This is a genomic window from Paenibacillus taichungensis (genome assembly GCF_050994985.1).
GTDB classification, from domain to species: Bacteria; Bacillota; Bacilli; order Paenibacillales; family Paenibacillaceae; genus Paenibacillus; species Paenibacillus taichungensis.
Map to the genome: position 1 here is coordinate 1,806,326 of NZ_CP194720.1, position 15,916 is coordinate 1,822,241.

The following is a 15,916-nucleotide window of genomic DNA, read 5'->3' on the forward strand; positions in this document are numbered from 1 at the left end:
GGAACAATAGTAATGTCCAATAGATAGGAGCAACCTCATCTTATGAGTTTATTGTCAGTAGAGAACGTGAGTCACAATTTTGGAGACCGCACGTTATTTAAAAATGTATCTTTTCGTTTACTTGCTGGAGAGCGTGTTGGCCTTGTTGGTGCAAATGGTGTAGGCAAGTCCACACTGATGAACATCCTTACCGGGAAATTGTTAAAGGACGAAGGGAAGGTTGAATGGACCCCCAAAGTTCGTTATGGATATCTGGATCAGCATACCAAGCTCACGCCTGGAAAAACGATTCGTGATGTGCTTAAGGATGCGTTCCTGCCCTTGCTTGAGTTGGAAAAGGAAATGATGTCCATCACGGATCAGATGGCAGACGCCGATCCGGACAAGCTCGAATTGTTGCTGGAAGAAATGGGTGACATTCAGGAGCAATTGGAGCAAGGTGATTTTTATCTGATTGATGTGAAAGTGGAAGAGATGGCAAATGGACTGGGCTTGTCCGCCATCGGTCTAGATCGTGACGTGGCCGCGCTTAGTGGTGGTCAACGTACGAAGGTATTGCTTGCCAAGCTCTTACTGGAGAAACCAACTGCACTTCTGCTAGATGAGCCGACGAACTATCTCGATGTGGAACACATCGAATGGCTGACGCGTTACCTGAAGGATTACCCGTATGCGTTTATTCTGATTTCGCATGATACGGAGTTTATGAATGAGGTCGTTAATGTTATTTATCATCTGGAATTTGCCAAGTTGACGCGTTATGCAGCGAACTATAACAAATTCCTTGAAATGGCCGACATGAATAAGGCGCAGCATATTGATGCTTATGAGAAACAGCAGGAGTTTATCAAGAAGCAGGAAGATTTCATTCAGCGGAACAAAGCCCGCGCTTCTACTTCCGGTCGTGCCAAGAGCCGTGAGAAGCAGCTCGGCAAGATTGAACGGATTGATCGTCCAGACGAAGCAGCTAAACCCACATTCAAATTCAAGGATGCCCGGGCGAGTAGTAAAACCGTCTTTGAGGGTATTGATTTTGAAATTGGATATTCATATGCATTATTGCCTAAAATGACGATGACGATTGAGCGTGGCGAGAAAATTGCCATTGTTGGATGTAACGGTGTAGGTAAATCCACATTGCTCAAGACTATTCTGGGGAAAATCCCACCTATCAGCGGTAAGACTTTCTTGGGTGATTATCTGGAAACAGCCTATTTCGAACAGGAAGTACGTGCAGGTAATATTACTCCAATCGAAGATGTGTGGAACGAATTTTCTCATCTGACACAGAATGAAGTCCGGGGGCATCTCGCACGTTGTGGATTGAAAAATGAGCATATCACCCGCCCGCTTAACGCGCTTAGTGGTGGTGAACAAGCCAAAGTTCGTCTCTGTAAACTTCTGATGCGTGAAAGTAACTGGATTTTGTTCGATGAGCCTACAAACCATTTGGATGTAACGGCTAAAGCAGAGTTGAAACGTGCCTTGCAAGAATTCAAGGGTACCGTACTGCTCGTATCCCATGAACCTGATTTTTATGAAGGTTGGGTTACCAAAACGTGGGATGTTGAAGCTTGGTCCGAAAAACAATAACGTAATAAATGGAAATGTACGGTGACAAAAAAAGGTGTCTATGGTAACATAGGCTACAGCTTCATATGAACACTAGGGGGGCCGCACGATGCGGCTGAGATGGAAGAATGCGATTCCGGACCCTTCGTACCTGATCTGGATCATACCAGCGTAGGGAAGTGGCGCGTTTCAACTAATGACAAAGAGCTTTATCGATGACTTTGCGATATTGCCTGCAAGATAAATCATGCAACTCTATGTAACAGCGTTGCGACTATGGATGATTTCTATAGTTGTTATGCGTTATGTATAAAGTAATTGCATTGAACAGTCATTCAGTTGATCCATGAATTCTAAATTCGTGGCCACTCCCCTACGGGAGTGGCTTTTTTTGTTTTGTATTAGCTTAAATCATGCAAAAGGAGGGCGAACGGGACGGCAATCTTCCACGAACATGTAACTACAAGATCATTCGAACTGCATGTGGTTTCACCAGATACAGGAGACATGGACTCTTTTCTGAATATTGCTAAGGATATATGGCGGTGGGTCGATTATATCCACATTCGGGAAAAAAAGCTTCCTCTTGAGCAACAGATGTATTGGGCGCAAAGTCTAAAAACAGAAGGTGTTCCATCTAGCCGAATCATTATAAATGGCTCAGATCAGCTGTACCAACATACGTCGCTTGGTGGTGTCCATTGGGGTCAATCAGTTATTCGCAGTTACGATAAGGATGAGTTAAAGAGAGACGATCGGCTCCGCGTAGGCATATCGGTTCATTCTCTGGAAGAAGCAAAAATTGCTGAAGAACGTGGAGCGGATTATCTTTTTTATGGGCACGTCTATGCTTCAAATAGTAAACCTAATTGCGAATCAAGAGGGCTTAGTGCGTTGGCTGAGGTATGCTCCAATGTTTCAATTCCGGTGATCGCGATTGGCGGGATTAGTTCTGAGAAAATTGCTGCCATTCGAACTGCTGGTGCCAGAGGAGCAGCTGTGATTTCAACGATTTGGTCGAACGATGAGCCGAAACTGGCCGCGGCTTCATTGCGACAGGCGATCGAGGATTCAGAGAGGTATGTTGAACCAGGGAGATGAGACCATGAGAGAGGAAGCAAGAAGTCGAAGCAGGAATCGTTCAGGCTATCATCCAGGAATAGTATCGGGAAGTAAAGTTGGAGCGGAAGTTCGAGGCAAGCTTCATGCAGAAACCATTATTGTAGGCGGAGGAGTTATCGGTTGTGCCATTGCATGTGAACTTGCTAGCCGAGGTCATGATGTTCTTCTGGTTGAGCGGGCGCGGATTGCTGGAGGAACTTCCTGTGCAGCTGCCGGGATGCTTGCTGCTGACAGTGAGGAATTCACTCATGCTGTAATGGCGAAGCTTGCACAGAAGAGCAGAGCTTTGCTTCATGAGCAGAAGGAACGAATCAGTTCGCTTAGCGGAGTGGAGATGGGGCTGCAACAGCATGGTTTTATTACTCCTTTTCGTTCATACAGTGAGGTCCGCAGTTACAAAAACAATCGATCGTCTACCTTATCTACAGAACATATTTGGTGGGATCGAGTCGCTGTCCAACAGGAAGCTTCATGGTTAAACAGAGATACGTATGGTGCATATTACAGACCTTCCGAGAGCGAGGTTCTTCCCGTCAATCTAACACAAGCTTATATCAGATCAGCTCAAGCCATGGGTGCGAGGGTGATGGAAGGTGTACAGGATGTCCGTTTGTATACGGATATGAACGGTGTGCAAGGGGTTGAGACTTCAATAGGAACGATGACATCGAGAAATGTCATTATTGCTACAGGGTTACATGGTGAAGAATTGATGAGACAAGTGGGTCTGAAATCGCCTGTTTTGCCTGTGAAAGGGGAGATTGCAGCGGTGCAGTTTTCACCCCATCATGTCGGTTACAGACCTGACAAAACGGTGTATGCAGAGGATATATATATTGTTCCCAAAGCCAATGGAGAAGTATGGCTCGGTGCAACAAGCCTTCCAGGAAGAACAGACATGAAAGTTTCGGTCCAAGGTATTCAGAAGTTGCTTACAGCTGCGACAAATTGGGTTCCTGGCATGAAGGAAGCGCATTTTATCCGAGCGTGGGCTGGTGTTCGTCCCTCGACTCCGGATGGATTGCCGTATGTAGGGGCTTGTGAAAGTGTTCCGGGTTTATTCGCTGCTTTTGGACATTATCGTAACGGAATATTGCTTAGTGCAATTACAGCCAGCCTCATGGCTGACTTGATTTGTGGCAAAACCTCGGAAGAACTTGGGATTCAAGCTCTTAGTCCAGAACGTTTGAACAGAAAGGAGATGTTGCAGTGAACATCATTGTCAATGGACAAACCATGCAAATTGAAGATAGCTTGAATCGTGTAGACAAATTGCTCCATTCATTTAATTTGCAAGTGAAAACCGTCGTGGTTGAATTGAATCGTCAAATTTTAACGCGGGAATATCATGAAACGACAGCGTTAAGAGACGGAGACCGAATTGAAATTGTACATTTTGTGGGAGGCGGTTGAGCTATGTTGAGGATTGGAAATTATACGTTTGAATCTAGATTGCTGCTAGGTACAGGCAAATTTTCAGACTTGGAGGTGCAGGGCCAGGCGGTTGAGGCCTCAGGTACGGAAGTTTTAACGTTTGCAGTTCGGCGATTGAATCTGGAAGATCGCAACAAACAGCACTTTCTGGACACACTGGATTTGAAAAGGTATACCCTGCTTCCCAATACAGCCGGTGCTTCAACAGCAGAGGAAGCTGTGCGAATCGCTGAACTTGCTCGAGCGTCAGGACTTTGTGATATGATAAAAGTAGAAGTTATCGGCGATGGAATCACTTTGCTTCCTGACCCAATTGAAACCTATAAAGCTTGCGAAATCTTGCTTGAAAAGGGCTTTACGGTACTGCCTTATATCTCGGACGATGTTATTCTGGCCAAGCGATTGCAGCTACTCGGCGTACATGCTGTTATGCCTGGAGCTTCACCCATAGGTGCGGGGAGAGGGATTATTAATCCCTATAACCTGGAGATTATTATTGAACAAGCCGTCGTTCCTGTTATTGTGGATGCAGGACTTCGTGCACCTAAAGATGCTGCTCATGCGATGGAGCTTGGAGCTGACGGTGTATTGTTAAATACGGCTGTCTCCGGATCCGGAGATCCCGTGAAGATGGCGAAGGCAATGCGAATGGGGGTTGAAGCAGGCAGACTGGCTTATGAGGCAGGCATGATTCCCGTTAAGCGCTATGCAGCAGCGAGTAGTCCGGCGGAAGGAATGGTTCATACATGACTAATCAGACACAATCTTCTGAACAGGGAGACCGCTATTCCAGACAGGAACGGTATGCACCTATTGGTAAGGAAGGTCAGCATAGATTGAATAACAGTAAAGTATTAATTGTTGGAGCGGGCGCGCTTGGTACGGGCATTGCTGAAACACTGGTACGTTCAGGAATTGGCCATATTACCATTGCAGATCGTGACTATGTGGAGTGGAGCAACCTACAGCGACAGCAATTATATATAGAGCAAGACGCGATTCAGCGAATCCCCAAAGCGATGGCAGCAAAGAATCGTCTATCTGACATTAATTCTACTGTTGAGGTTGTAGGCAAAGTGATGGACGTCAGAGTAGATGAACTGGAGGAATTGGTTCAAAACGCAGACTTGATCATGGATGCAACAGATAATTTTGATACCCGGCTATTAATAAATGATATGTCACAGAAGTATCGTATTCCCTGGATTTATGGGGGATGTGTGGGGAGTTATGGAATTACCTACACGTTTCTGCCTGGAGAAACGCCTTGTTTAAACTGTTTGTTGGGTGAGGTTCCGTTAGGTGGGGATACCTGTGATACGTCAGGCATTATCCCTCAGGCGGTGCAGATGGTTACGGCTAATCAGACTACCGAAGCGATGAAGCTTCTCAGTGGTAATTCAGGTGCATTGAGACGCAAGTTGTTATCATTCGATGTGTGGAGAAATGAATACATATCCATTAACGTCGACGGTGCCCGAAAAGAAGATTGTCCTTCCTGCGGAGTAAAGGCTAACTTTCCGTACCTCTCTGCCTCAAATCTGGAGAAAACAGACGTATTATGTGGCAGGGATACGGTACAGATTCGCCCTTCACGGCGGATGAATCTGGATCTACAGCATACGGCTGATCGTCTCGGCAAGCTGGATGAAGGCAAAGTGGAGGCTAATGCATTTTTGGTTTCTTTTACAACTGGATCACACAGGATGGTCATTTTTCAGGATGGTCGTGTCCTTGTTCATGGAACAAAAGACACGGCAGAGGCGCGTACGCTGGTTCACCGGTACTTTGGTTAGAGAAAAATCAAATGATTGTTCCGAGTCCGTTCCTTCCGGGAATGGACTTTTTCATTTTACGGCATGATAAACATACAACAATGCTGCGAAGCACAGTGGTCACAAGTATGTATGTGGAGACTAAGTGTAGTCTTAACCAGCAAATGTAGCAGCGTATAAGACAGGCCGGGTGAAAAAAATGAAAACATCCATATTACTGGTTGGCAGGGGCGATCTGGTTTCTTTTATTCAAGGCATATTGTGTGCTGAAGGGTACCAGGTCGAGCAAATGGAATGGACAGATCTGAACCGTCTTTCTGAACCAACACTCACGAATCTCAATATGATCATATTAATAAATGAAGGATGTCATGAAGATGCCCTGAAAAATGGACTAGAGTCATTTGTGCACATAGGAGTCACATCTCCATTGCTTGTAATAACTCCCAAGATATCACCTGAATTAATTGTGGAATTGCTCGATTACGGCGCTAATGATGTGATGGAAGCACCTATTCACGGCAATGTGATGATGGCCAGAATACGGAATCTTTTACGTGTGTTCTCACATGTTTCACAGGAAGATGAAGAAGTCATTGTAGTTCATGACCTCAAGGTCAATCTGCGTTCACGCCGTGTAAGTCGTGCAGGCGAATACCTGGTATTGACTCCGAAAGAATACGAATTGCTGGAATTTTTGGCCCGTCATGTGAATGAGGCGTGTCCCCGGAGCGTTATTTTAAGGGAAGTATGGGGGTATGATTTTGCAATGGATACCAATGTGGTGGATGTGTATATCAAACATTTACGAGTGAAGGTGGATAAGGGGAGGAGTGTCAAATTAATTCATACCGTTCGTGGAGTGGGTTATATGCTTCATACCCAATAAAAGAGGTCGTCTCAACGAACTGTAGAGTCTGTTTTCCACATAAATCCTGTTTGTACAGAGAACTTCATTGGGTAAATATAAAAGGACCGGATCATTAGATCCGGCCCCACTCGCTTCGTTATTTCTAAAATATGAGCTACAGTACGCGGCGAGCTTTAATATATGTTTTCTTCCAGTTCCCCGAGTTCAAGTCGGAGAGAGTTACACCTGGTGATCCGTACGTGTGCAGAACTTTTCCGTCGCCTGCATATACGCCTACGTGAGTAATATTGGAGCCTGTGGAGCGACTACCGCTGGAGAAGAAGACCAGATCTCCAACTCGCAGATTTGCTTTGGACACAGCTACGCCTTCTTTGGATTGCTTAACGGATGTACGCGGCAAATCAACACCATACTTTTTAAAGATGTATTTCATAAATGAAGAGCAGTCAAAATTTTTGGTAGTAGAAGTTGACGCACCAAATTTATATGGAGTTCCTGTAAAGGTTTTACCATAGTTCACGATTTGTTGTCCTGTGGATACAGAAGCGCTTGCTGCCTGTGCAACAGGTGCATTAGTCATTAATACAGCTCCAAAACCTAGTGTAGCGCACAACCCGACGGTTACGGCCTTTTGGACAAAGATGTTTGTTTTCATGTGAGTACCTCCAAAATTCGTTTTCGTTTAGTTGCTAGAGCGAGTATAACAGCTTTGTAACAGCCTAGAAATTGGATGGAACCTTCTCCTCCCTAGGGCCGCAACGTTTTGGGTTTGTTTATTAAAATACCATTAAAAATGTCAAAAAATTAATCATTGACGAACCTCAAATGCTACAAACATAAGAAAGACCCTTGATATATCAAGGGTCTTTGCTGTTTTATTTGCTTATTTTTAATCTAAATCATTGGTTACAAAAACGTAATAAGTATAGGCAGAAGGTTAATCTTTGCTCTGAATAATGAGTAATAACCCACTATCGATTGATACGGTGCCAGACTTTCCAAGCAGTTTGTTGCTAATCCCCAAAGACTGTCCCATGCGTATAGTAGCTTGATCTAGCGGGTACATGAAACCTTCCAGTGTAATACCTGTTACTTCATTAGTAAGTGGGAGCAGGGAGATGTACTCATATCCACGGTCTTCCACAAAAGCTTCGGAGGTCGTTAGCATCATATAATTGTGTTCATCCTGCAGAGTACAGGAAATATGATGCTGCATAGCGCGGACCATAATATGTACGTTAGCCAGCGTATGATCCATGCGTGTGCCCGTTGCGCCCAACATAAGAATGTCAGTAGGCTCAAGATCGAGTGCTGTTTCAAATGCCATCTCGGTATCCGTCAAATCCTTAAGCACAGGATCGCAGGTGATTATCCGTTCACTGTTATCTCGCACACGCTCCAGTTCCTGCTCGGTAATAGAATCGAAATCTCCTACTGCGATATGTGGCTGAATTCCGTTTTCTATTAAGAATAACGCCCCACGATCGGCTGCGATAATGATGTCATCCTTACCGATTTCTTGTAGAAATTGAGGAGAGAGGTTTCCGCCTGTGAAAATAACAATTCGTTTCTTAGTCATTCTATTTCATCCTTCCTAATCAATAAAGAAACAATTCACTTCTAATTAAGGTGTTAGAATGATGCAAAAATCATTCACAAAACCAGTATAATCCACAAAATGTGGTTGCACAATTTCGGCATGCGCGGATACAATGGGTAGAGCGACATGGAGATGACTTGAAAAGTGAGGTTTGAACAGGTTGGACTTGCACATTTTTGAAGTATTCAGCATTATAGGTACCATTGCATTTGCAATGTCCGGAGCTTTTGTGGCGATGGAAGAGGAATATGATATTTTGGGCGTACTTGTACTGGGACTCGTAACCGCATTTGGAGGCGGAGTCATTCGTAATGTTCTCATTGGTGTACCCGTAACGATGCTGTGGAGCCAGGGAATGCTGATTATGCTCGCCCTAATATCTGTAGCGATTGCATTTGTACTACCTCTTAAGTGGATTGGTCACTGGAAGCGGACAGAAGCGCTGTTCGATGCGATTGGACTTGCAGCATTTGCGATTCAAGGAGCATTGTACGCGGCCAATATGGGACATCCCATTAGTGCGGTTATTGTAGCCGCAGTAATGACCGGTATAGGCGGAGGAATCATTCGTGATCTACTGGCAGGCAGGAAGCCATTGGTACTGCGCGATGAAATTTATGCGGTGTGGGCAATAACAGCTGGTTTTGCCATAGGTATGGGATGGTTCACAACGAACGTTGGACTGTTAATATGTTTCGCTGCAGTTGTGTTCTTCCGGATGTGTTCTGTTCATTATAAATGGAAGCTGCCACGTCGTTCTCTGGTACAGACGGAGAGTGTGAAACCTCAGATAGCACCAACGCCACTTAACCGCACCTTGAGTAAGGGGGAATAACATGATTAACGTTTTGTTTGTATGTTTGGGTAACATATGCCGCTCACCAATGGCTGAGGCTGTCCTCCGACATAAAGTGAGTGAAAGAGGACTTGATCAGCAGATTTCAGTGGACTCAGCAGGTACAGGAGACTGGCATGTTGGCAAACCACCTCATGAGGGGACTCGATCATTGCTGGATTCATATCAAATTTCTTATGCCAATATGGCGGCAAGGCAATTTGCGAGTGCGGACTTCACACATTTTAATTACATTATATGCATGGATGATTCCAACGCAGCTAACGTAAGAAGTGTAACAGGTGGTGAAGATGCGGAAATTATCAAGATGATGGATCTGCTGCCGGACGAGACGCTCCGTGAAGTACCCGACCCGTATTATACAGGGAATTTTGAAGAAGTGTACAGACTGGTTGATGCAGGTTGTGACGTGTTGCTGGATCGGATTGAAAAGGAACATTCATTGACATAACAATTTTTACATTTGCTTGAAATGACAAGTTTGATACAAGAGAAGAAGCTGGAACGGACAAGCAGGAGAGAACCTGCTTCTTTTTTTGAGTATTGGTGTAAGCGTTATCATAAAATTGTAAAACAAAAGCGGCATTTCAGCCGCCTGTTCAATAATTCAATTAATTTTCTTGAAGAAAATAAAGCAGTGCTTCCGGCAGCTCGTTCTGCCAGAATCCCCATTGGTGATGCCCGTCTTTCTCCTGATAGGAGACGAGTGCACCTCGTTTTTCAAGCAAATCCCGTGTATCCCGGTTTAATTGAACAAAATTATACGTGCCGGTATCTGCCTCAAAGGCAGTCTCCTGCAGACCAACAATCATCCAGATTGATAACCAGGACAAGTCTTCAGCTGCAGCGTAAATTTCCTGGGATGCGGAGTAGTAAGCTCCAGACATACTGATGACACGGGTAAACAGGTCTGGATAGAGTAGAGCAAGATGAAGCGAAACGCTGCCACCCAGTGAGTCGCCGGCAAGAATACGTTCCTGCGGAGAGCGGCGAACAGGATATTTCTCTTCTACATAGGGAATAATCTCTTCAGCGAAGCATGAGGTATACGCCTTGAACCGATCGCCGAAAGGGGCGTATTCCTGAGTTCTTACAGACACATCAACCTGAACTCCTACTATAATGAAAGGTTCGGCTCCCTCGTCGAGAATGATGCGGTTGGCAGTGGTGGCGATACGTCCAAAGTTGAAGAATTCTTCACCATCCTGACAATAAACGACAGGGTAGGATAACAATTCGTTATAGCCTGGGGGAAGATAAATTCGTAGTGTGCGCTTCTCTCCCAGATAGCGGCTCTCAATCTCTTCCTTCACAATCGTGCGTTTCAAATAGCGGGAATCCGTCATAAAACGTCACCTTTCTCGGTTAATTTTTGCATTCGACCGCGCAATACGGTAAGATTAACCTTGTGCGGGGATAGGTCAAATACGCAAACATGTATTATGCTGTTATACCAATATTAAGCCCCTGTTATACATACAATCCGGAAGGAAACATAAAAAAATTACGGATATCTTTGACGTATGCAGTGAAACAGGTGTATAATAATATTATAACAGCGGAACTTGATATTCAAATTTTTTGTTGAGGTGAAGAAAAAAATGAGCAAGGTTCCTTATGAAGTATATACGGAGGATGTAGAAGCTCTGTCCGTGCTGTCTCCTGATGGCGAAATCGTTAACAAAGACATGATGCCTAAACTTTCCGACGATCAATTAAAAGAAATTATGTACCGCATGGTATTTACCCGTACTTGGGATGACCGTGCAGTAAACCTGGGCCGTCAAGGTCGTCTTGGTTTCTATGCTCCAGTATCTGGTCAAGAAGCTACAATGGTTGGTAGTGAATTTGCAATTGAAAAAGAAGACTTTGTATGTCCTGGCTATCGTGACATTCCGCAACTCGTGTGGCATGGACTTCCTCTTTATCAAGCGTTCCTGTACTCCCGTGGACACCAACATGGTGGACAAATCCCAGATGGCGTTAATGTATTGATGCCGCAAATCATCATTGGTGCACAAATCCTGCACGCAATGGGTATTGCTATGGGTTACAAATTGAAGAAACAAAAACAAGTTGTAATTACGTACACAGGTGATGGTGGTTCTTCAGAAGGTGACTTCTACGAAGGTCTGAACTACGCTGGTGTTTACAAATTGCCTGTTATTTTCTTCGTACAAAACAATGGTTATGCCATTACAACTCCTTTTGCCAAACAAACGGCAGCTCTGTCCATCGCTCACAAAGCGGTAGCAGCAGGTATCAAAGGTGTTAAAATTGATGGTATGGACATCTTCGCAGTTATCAAAGCGGTTCAGGAAGCTGCTGAACGTGGTCGTAACGGCGAAGGCGCAACTCTGATCGAAGCAGTAACTTACCGTTTCCGTCCTCACTCCCTTTCTGACGATGCTTCCAAATATCGTACAAAAGAAGAAGAGGCTGAATGGAATGCTAAAGATCCAATCGCACGTTTTGCTAAATATCTGGAGAAAAAAGGTCTTTGGACTGAAGAAGATACAGCACGTGTGAAAGAAGAAGCAAAAGCAAAAGTGAACGAAGAGATCAAAAAAGCGGAAAAAACCGAGAAAATGACGATTTCAGGCTTGATCGACAGCATGTTCGAACAAACGCCTAAGCACTTGGAAGAGCAAAAAGCTGATTTCCAATAAGTTTTTTCCGATAAAGCATAAACATCCGGGACGGGTTCCCGTGTCCCGGTATACATGTATGAATTCAAATGTGAACTGTCAATGTTTAAGGAGGAAATGAAGCAAATGGCACAAATGAACATGAAAGAAGCAATCCGTGATGCGCTTCGCGTTGAGTTGAAACGTGATCCTAACGTTCTGCTTTTCGGTGAAGACGTAGGTAATGTAGGCGGCGTTTTCCGTGTAACGGAAGGTCTGCAAAAAGAGTTTGGCGAAGAGCGTGTATTTGATACTCCACTTGCTGAGTCCGCTATTGGCGGTCTGGCTGTAGGTTTGGGTGTTCAAGGTTTCCGTCCGGTTGCCGAGATCCAATTCGTTGGTTTTATCTTCGAAGCCCTTGACCAAATGGTAGTTCAAGCAGCTCGTATGCGTTTCCGCTCCGGCGGTAAATATAATTCTCCAATCGTATTCCGTACACCATTCGGTGGCGGTGTAAAAGCGGCAGAATTGCACACAGATTCCCTCGAAGGTTTGCTTACGCAAACTCCGGGTATTAAAGTGGTAGTACCTTCTAACCCTTACGATGCAAAAGGTCTGATGATCGCTTCTATTCGCGATAACGACCCTGTATTCTTCATGGAGCACTTGAACTTGTACCATGCATTCCGTGCAGAAGTACCTGAAGAAGATTACACAGTTGAGCTGGGTAAAGCGAACGTTGTTCGTGAAGGTTCTGATGTAACTATCGTTACTTACGGTATGATGGTTCACACTTCTGTGAAAGCAGCAGAAGAACTCGAAAAACAAGGAATCAAAGTTGAAGTTATCGACCTTCGTACGGTTAGCCCAATCGACATCGATACTATCGTTGCTTCCATTAAGAAAACAAACCGTGCAATTGTTGTACAGGAAGCTCAAAAGAGCGCAGGTGTTGCAGCTGAAGTCATTGCCCAAATCAATGAAAAAGCAATCCTGCACTTGGAAGCACCGGTTCTGCGTGTAGCTGGTCCGGATACTGTATATCCATTTGCACAAATCGAAGATACATGGCTTCCTAACCCAGCACGTATCGTTGCTGCGGTTAACAAAGTCGTAAATTTCTAATTTAATCATCTGACATGCCGCAAGGCGCAGTATGGTGATCCACACCGCAGCGCAAGCTGCACTGTAAACAGCCATTAGCCCCTTGAGTAACAGTTTATTGCACTAGCAGTAACGGTTGTTTCTTGGAGTTAAGGGTTGTTTTCAGGATTGAGACATAATCAAGGAGGTTTTTCAGTTGGCTAAATTTGAATACAAATTCCCTGAACTGGGCGAAGGCCTTCACGAAGGCGAAATCATCAAGATGCACATCAAAGTCGGTGACAAAGTAACTGACGACGACATCATCATGGAAGTACAGAATGACAAAGCGGTCGTTGAAGTACCTTGTCCGGTTAATGGCACAGTAACAGAAGTATTCGCAAAAGATGGCCAAGTTTGCCACGTTGGCGAAGTTGTTGCAATCATCGATGCTGAAGGCGAGCTTCCTGAGCAAGACGACGCTCCTGCAGACGATCAAGAAAAAGATGCAGCTCAAGGCGGAGCTGACACAAGCGGTTCTTCAGCAGCAGCTTCCAGCTCGGATGCAGCTAAAGAAGGCGGAAACAACAGCGTTCCGGCAGTACCTGCCAAAGACGTTCTGGCAACACCAAGCGTGCGTAAATTTGCTCGCGAACAAGGCGTAGACATCGCTCAAGTTAACGGTACTGGCAACAATGGTAAAGTTACTAAAGAAGATGTTGAATCCTTCAAAAACGGTGGCGGTTCTTCCGCAGTGGCATCTTCCGAAGCTCCGGCTCAAGAAGAGAAAAAATCCGCAGCACCAGCAGCAGCTGCAGCTGATCAACGTGTGGAAGAAGAGCGCGTGCCATTCAAAGGTATCCGTAAAGCGATCTCCAATGCGATGGTTAAATCAGCTTACACAGCACCTCACGTTACAATCATGGACGAAGTGGACGTAACTGAACTGGTTGCTTTCCGTACTCGCATGAAACCTATCGCTGAGAAAAAAGGTACAAAAGTAACCTATCTGCCATTCATCGTTAAAGCTCTGGTTGCAGCTTCCCGTGAGTTCCCAGCATTGAACGCTATGATCGATGAAGAAGCTAATGAAATTGTATACAAAAAATACTACAACATCGGTATCGCTACAGATACAGACAACGGCTTGATCGTTCCTGTTATCAAAGATGCTGATCGTAAATCCATCTGGATGATCGCTGATTCCATTCGTGATCTGGCAGCTCGTGGCCGCGATGGCAAATTGAGCGCGAACGAAATGAGAGGAAGCACAATCTCCATCAGTAACATTGGTTCTGCTGGCGGTATGTTCTTTACTCCAATCATCAACTTCCCAGAAGTTGCAATTCTCGGAACTGGACGTATCAGCGAAAAAGCCGTTATCAAAAATGGCGAAGTAGTTGCAGCACCTGTAATGGCTCTTTCCCTGAGCTTCGACCACCGTATCATCGATGGCGCAACAGCACAAAACTTTATGAACTACATTAAACAGCTGCTCGCTAACCCTGAGCTGCTTGTTATGGAGGTGTAAGATATGGTAGTAGGCGACGCTTCTCTCAATATCGACACATTAGTAATTGGTGCGGGTCCTGGTGGCTATGTAGCTGCCATCCGTGCTGCTCAACTGGGCCAAAGCGTATTGATCGTAGACAAATCCGAACTTGGCGGCGTTTGTTTGAACCGCGGATGTATTCCATCCAAAGCCCTAATCTCGGCTGCACACCAATATGAGTCTGCATTGCACGGCGAAGCTTTTGGTATCTCTGCTGAGAACGTAAAAGTGGACTTCAGCAAAACTCAAGAATTCAAAAACGGCGTTGTTAAGAAAATGACTGGCGGTGTAGCTGGTTTGCTCAAAGGCAACAAAGTTGAAGTTTTCAACGGTGAGTGCATGTTCATCAACGAAAACGAAGCTCGTGTATTCAACGATCACGAGTCTCCACGTTACAAATTTAAAAATGCAATCATTGCAACAGGTTCCCGTCCAATCGAGTTGAAACCTTTCCCGTTTGGCGGACGCATTCTGTCTTCTACAGAAGCTCTGAACTTGCCTGAAGTTCCAAAAAGCATGATCGTTATCGGTGGCGGTTATATCGGTGCTGAGCTTGGACAAATGTATTCTAAATTCGGTGCTAAAGTAACAATCATCGAAGGTTTGGATACTGTACTGCCAGGTTTCGATAAAGATATGACTAGCCTCGTAGCTAAAAACATGAAGAAAACAGGCATCGAAATCGTAACGGGTGCAAAAGCTGAAAGTGCTGAGCAAACGGATAAAGATGTAACTGTTAAATATTCCGTAAATGGTGAATCCAAAGAAGTAACTGCAGATTACCTGCTGGTTACTGTAGGACGTCGTCCAAATACAGACGGAGAGCTTGGTCTGGACCTGATTGGCGTAGACGTTGACGAGCGTGGATTCGTTAAAGTTGATCACCAAGGCCGTACTAGCATTCCTCACATCTTTGCAATCGGTGATATCGTATCCGGTCTGGCACTTGCCCACAAAGCTTCTTATGAAGGTAAAGTGGCTGCTGAAGCGATCGCAGGACAACCATCTGTAGTTGACTACAAATGTATGCCTGCAGTTGTGTTCACAGATCCTGAGTGCTCCAGCGTAGGTTACACTGAGAAAGAAGCTAAAGAAAAAGGCTACAAAGTAAAAGCTGGCAAATTCCCATATGCGGGTAATGGCCGTGCTGTATCTTTGAACCACGCTGAAGGCTTCGTGAAAATCGTTGCTGACGAAGAAAGCGGCCTCGTGTTGGGTTGCCAAATCGTAGGTCTGGAAGCTTCCAACCTGATTGCTGAGCTTGGTCTCGCAATTGAAATGGGTGCTACTCTGGAAGATTTGGCGCTGACTATTCACGCTCACCCTACTTTGGGTGAAATCGTGATGGAAGCTGCGGAACTGGTTATGGGTCACCCGATCCACATCATTTCCCGCTAATATAGTCTAAGCTTCGGATTCGTCCG

Annotated in this window: 16 protein-coding genes and 1 riboswitch; of the genes, 13 read left to right on the forward strand and 3 right to left on the reverse strand. The window is 45.0% G+C overall.

What is annotated here, in order from left to right:
- Positions 1 to 42 precede the first annotated feature (42 nt).
- The 7 genes from ACR1R9_RS08405 (at position 43) to ACR1R9_RS08435 (ending at position 6,792) form a co-directional block, all read left to right on the forward strand.
- Positions 43 to 1,593: an ABC-F family ATP-binding cassette domain-containing protein gene (locus tag ACR1R9_RS08405; protein ID WP_076289118.1), complete on the forward strand. Its 1,551-nt coding sequence runs from the start codon at positions 43 to 45 to the stop codon at positions 1,591 to 1,593.
- A 64-nt stretch (positions 1,594 to 1,657) separates the two neighbouring features.
- Positions 1,658 to 1,767, forward strand: a riboswitch (TPP riboswitch).
- Between the two features lie 312 nt (positions 1,768 to 2,079).
- Entirely contained in the window at positions 2,080 to 2,673 is a 594-nt protein-coding gene (locus ACR1R9_RS08410) for a thiamine phosphate synthase (protein ID WP_433921343.1), read from the forward strand.
- 4 nt (positions 2,674 to 2,677) lie between these two features.
- On the forward strand, positions 2,678 to 3,907 hold the full coding sequence (gene thiO / locus ACR1R9_RS08415; RefSeq protein WP_433921342.1) for a glycine oxidase ThiO: 1,230 nt from the start codon (positions 2,678 to 2,680) through the stop codon (positions 3,905 to 3,907).
- Positions 3,904 to 4,107: a sulfur carrier protein ThiS gene (gene thiS / locus ACR1R9_RS08420; RefSeq protein ID WP_063562837.1), complete on the forward strand. Its 204-nt coding sequence runs from the start codon at positions 3,904 to 3,906 to the stop codon at positions 4,105 to 4,107. The genes thiO and thiS overlap by 4 nt, the downstream gene beginning before the upstream one ends.
- 3 nt (positions 4,108 to 4,110) lie before the next feature.
- Positions 4,111 to 4,878, forward strand: a complete 768-nt coding sequence (locus ACR1R9_RS08425) for a thiazole synthase (RefSeq protein WP_433921341.1) — start codon at positions 4,111 to 4,113, stop codon at positions 4,876 to 4,878.
- Positions 4,875 to 5,924 (forward strand): ThiF family adenylyltransferase, encoded by a 1,050-nt coding sequence (locus ACR1R9_RS08430; RefSeq protein ID WP_433921340.1) that lies wholly within the window; start codon positions 4,875 to 4,877, stop codon positions 5,922 to 5,924. Before ACR1R9_RS08425 ends, ACR1R9_RS08430 begins: the two co-directional genes overlap by 4 nt.
- A 178-nt stretch (positions 5,925 to 6,102) precedes the next feature.
- Positions 6,103 to 6,792, forward strand: coding sequence for a winged helix-turn-helix domain-containing protein (locus ACR1R9_RS08435; RefSeq protein WP_246318116.1), 690 nt, complete (start codon positions 6,103 to 6,105; stop codon positions 6,790 to 6,792).
- A gap of 136 nt (positions 6,793 to 6,928) precedes the next feature.
- Here the strand turns inward: ACR1R9_RS08435 and ACR1R9_RS08440 are convergent, their stop codons facing one another.
- Positions 6,929 to 7,429 (reverse strand): C40 family peptidase, encoded by a 501-nt coding sequence (locus ACR1R9_RS08440; RefSeq protein WP_076289124.1) that lies wholly within the window; start codon positions 7,427 to 7,429, stop codon positions 6,929 to 6,931.
- A 282-nt stretch (positions 7,430 to 7,711) separates the two neighbouring features.
- Complete coding sequence (locus ACR1R9_RS08445) at positions 7,712 to 8,353, reverse strand: thiamine diphosphokinase (RefSeq protein ID WP_076289125.1); 642 nt, start codon at positions 8,351 to 8,353, stop codon at positions 7,712 to 7,714.
- A 187-nt stretch (positions 8,354 to 8,540) separates the two neighbouring features.
- Between ACR1R9_RS08445 and ACR1R9_RS08450 the strand changes: the two genes are divergently transcribed.
- Together ACR1R9_RS08450 and ACR1R9_RS08455 are read left to right on the forward strand one after the other, a co-directional pair.
- Positions 8,541 to 9,209: a trimeric intracellular cation channel family protein gene (locus tag ACR1R9_RS08450; protein ID WP_076289350.1), complete on the forward strand. Its 669-nt coding sequence runs from the start codon at positions 8,541 to 8,543 to the stop codon at positions 9,207 to 9,209.
- Position 9,210: 1 nt separating this feature from the next.
- Positions 9,211 to 9,681, forward strand: a complete 471-nt coding sequence (locus tag ACR1R9_RS08455) for a low molecular weight protein-tyrosine-phosphatase (RefSeq protein WP_076289126.1) — start codon at positions 9,211 to 9,213, stop codon at positions 9,679 to 9,681.
- 160 nt (positions 9,682 to 9,841) lie between these two features.
- Here the strand turns inward: ACR1R9_RS08455 and ACR1R9_RS08460 are convergent, their stop codons facing one another.
- Positions 9,842 to 10,576, reverse strand: coding sequence for an alpha/beta hydrolase (locus ACR1R9_RS08460; protein WP_076289127.1), 735 nt, complete (start codon positions 10,574 to 10,576; stop codon positions 9,842 to 9,844).
- A gap of 255 nt (positions 10,577 to 10,831) precedes the next feature.
- On the opposite strand from ACR1R9_RS08460, the gene pdhA reads away from it, so the two are divergent.
- The 4 genes from pdhA to lpdA all read left to right on the forward strand — a co-directional run bounded on the left by pdhA (position 10,832) and on the right by lpdA (position 15,890).
- Entirely contained in the window at positions 10,832 to 11,899 is a 1,068-nt protein-coding gene (gene pdhA / locus ACR1R9_RS08465; protein WP_053780908.1) for a pyruvate dehydrogenase (acetyl-transferring) E1 component subunit alpha, read from the forward strand.
- Between the two features lie 105 nt (positions 11,900 to 12,004).
- The gene (locus ACR1R9_RS08470; protein ID WP_072733283.1) at positions 12,005 to 12,982 is read left to right on the forward strand and encodes an alpha-ketoacid dehydrogenase subunit beta; all 978 of its coding nucleotides are present in this window, start codon (positions 12,005 to 12,007) and stop codon (positions 12,980 to 12,982) included.
- Positions 12,983 to 13,157: 175 nt separating this feature from the next.
- Positions 13,158 to 14,471 (forward strand): dihydrolipoamide acetyltransferase family protein, encoded by a 1,314-nt coding sequence (locus ACR1R9_RS08475; protein ID WP_072733282.1) that lies wholly within the window; start codon positions 13,158 to 13,160, stop codon positions 14,469 to 14,471.
- Positions 14,472 to 14,474: 3 nt separating this feature from the next.
- Positions 14,475 to 15,890, forward strand: coding sequence for a dihydrolipoyl dehydrogenase (gene lpdA / locus ACR1R9_RS08480; protein WP_024630356.1), 1,416 nt, complete (start codon positions 14,475 to 14,477; stop codon positions 15,888 to 15,890).
- Positions 15,891 to 15,916 lie beyond the last annotated feature (26 nt).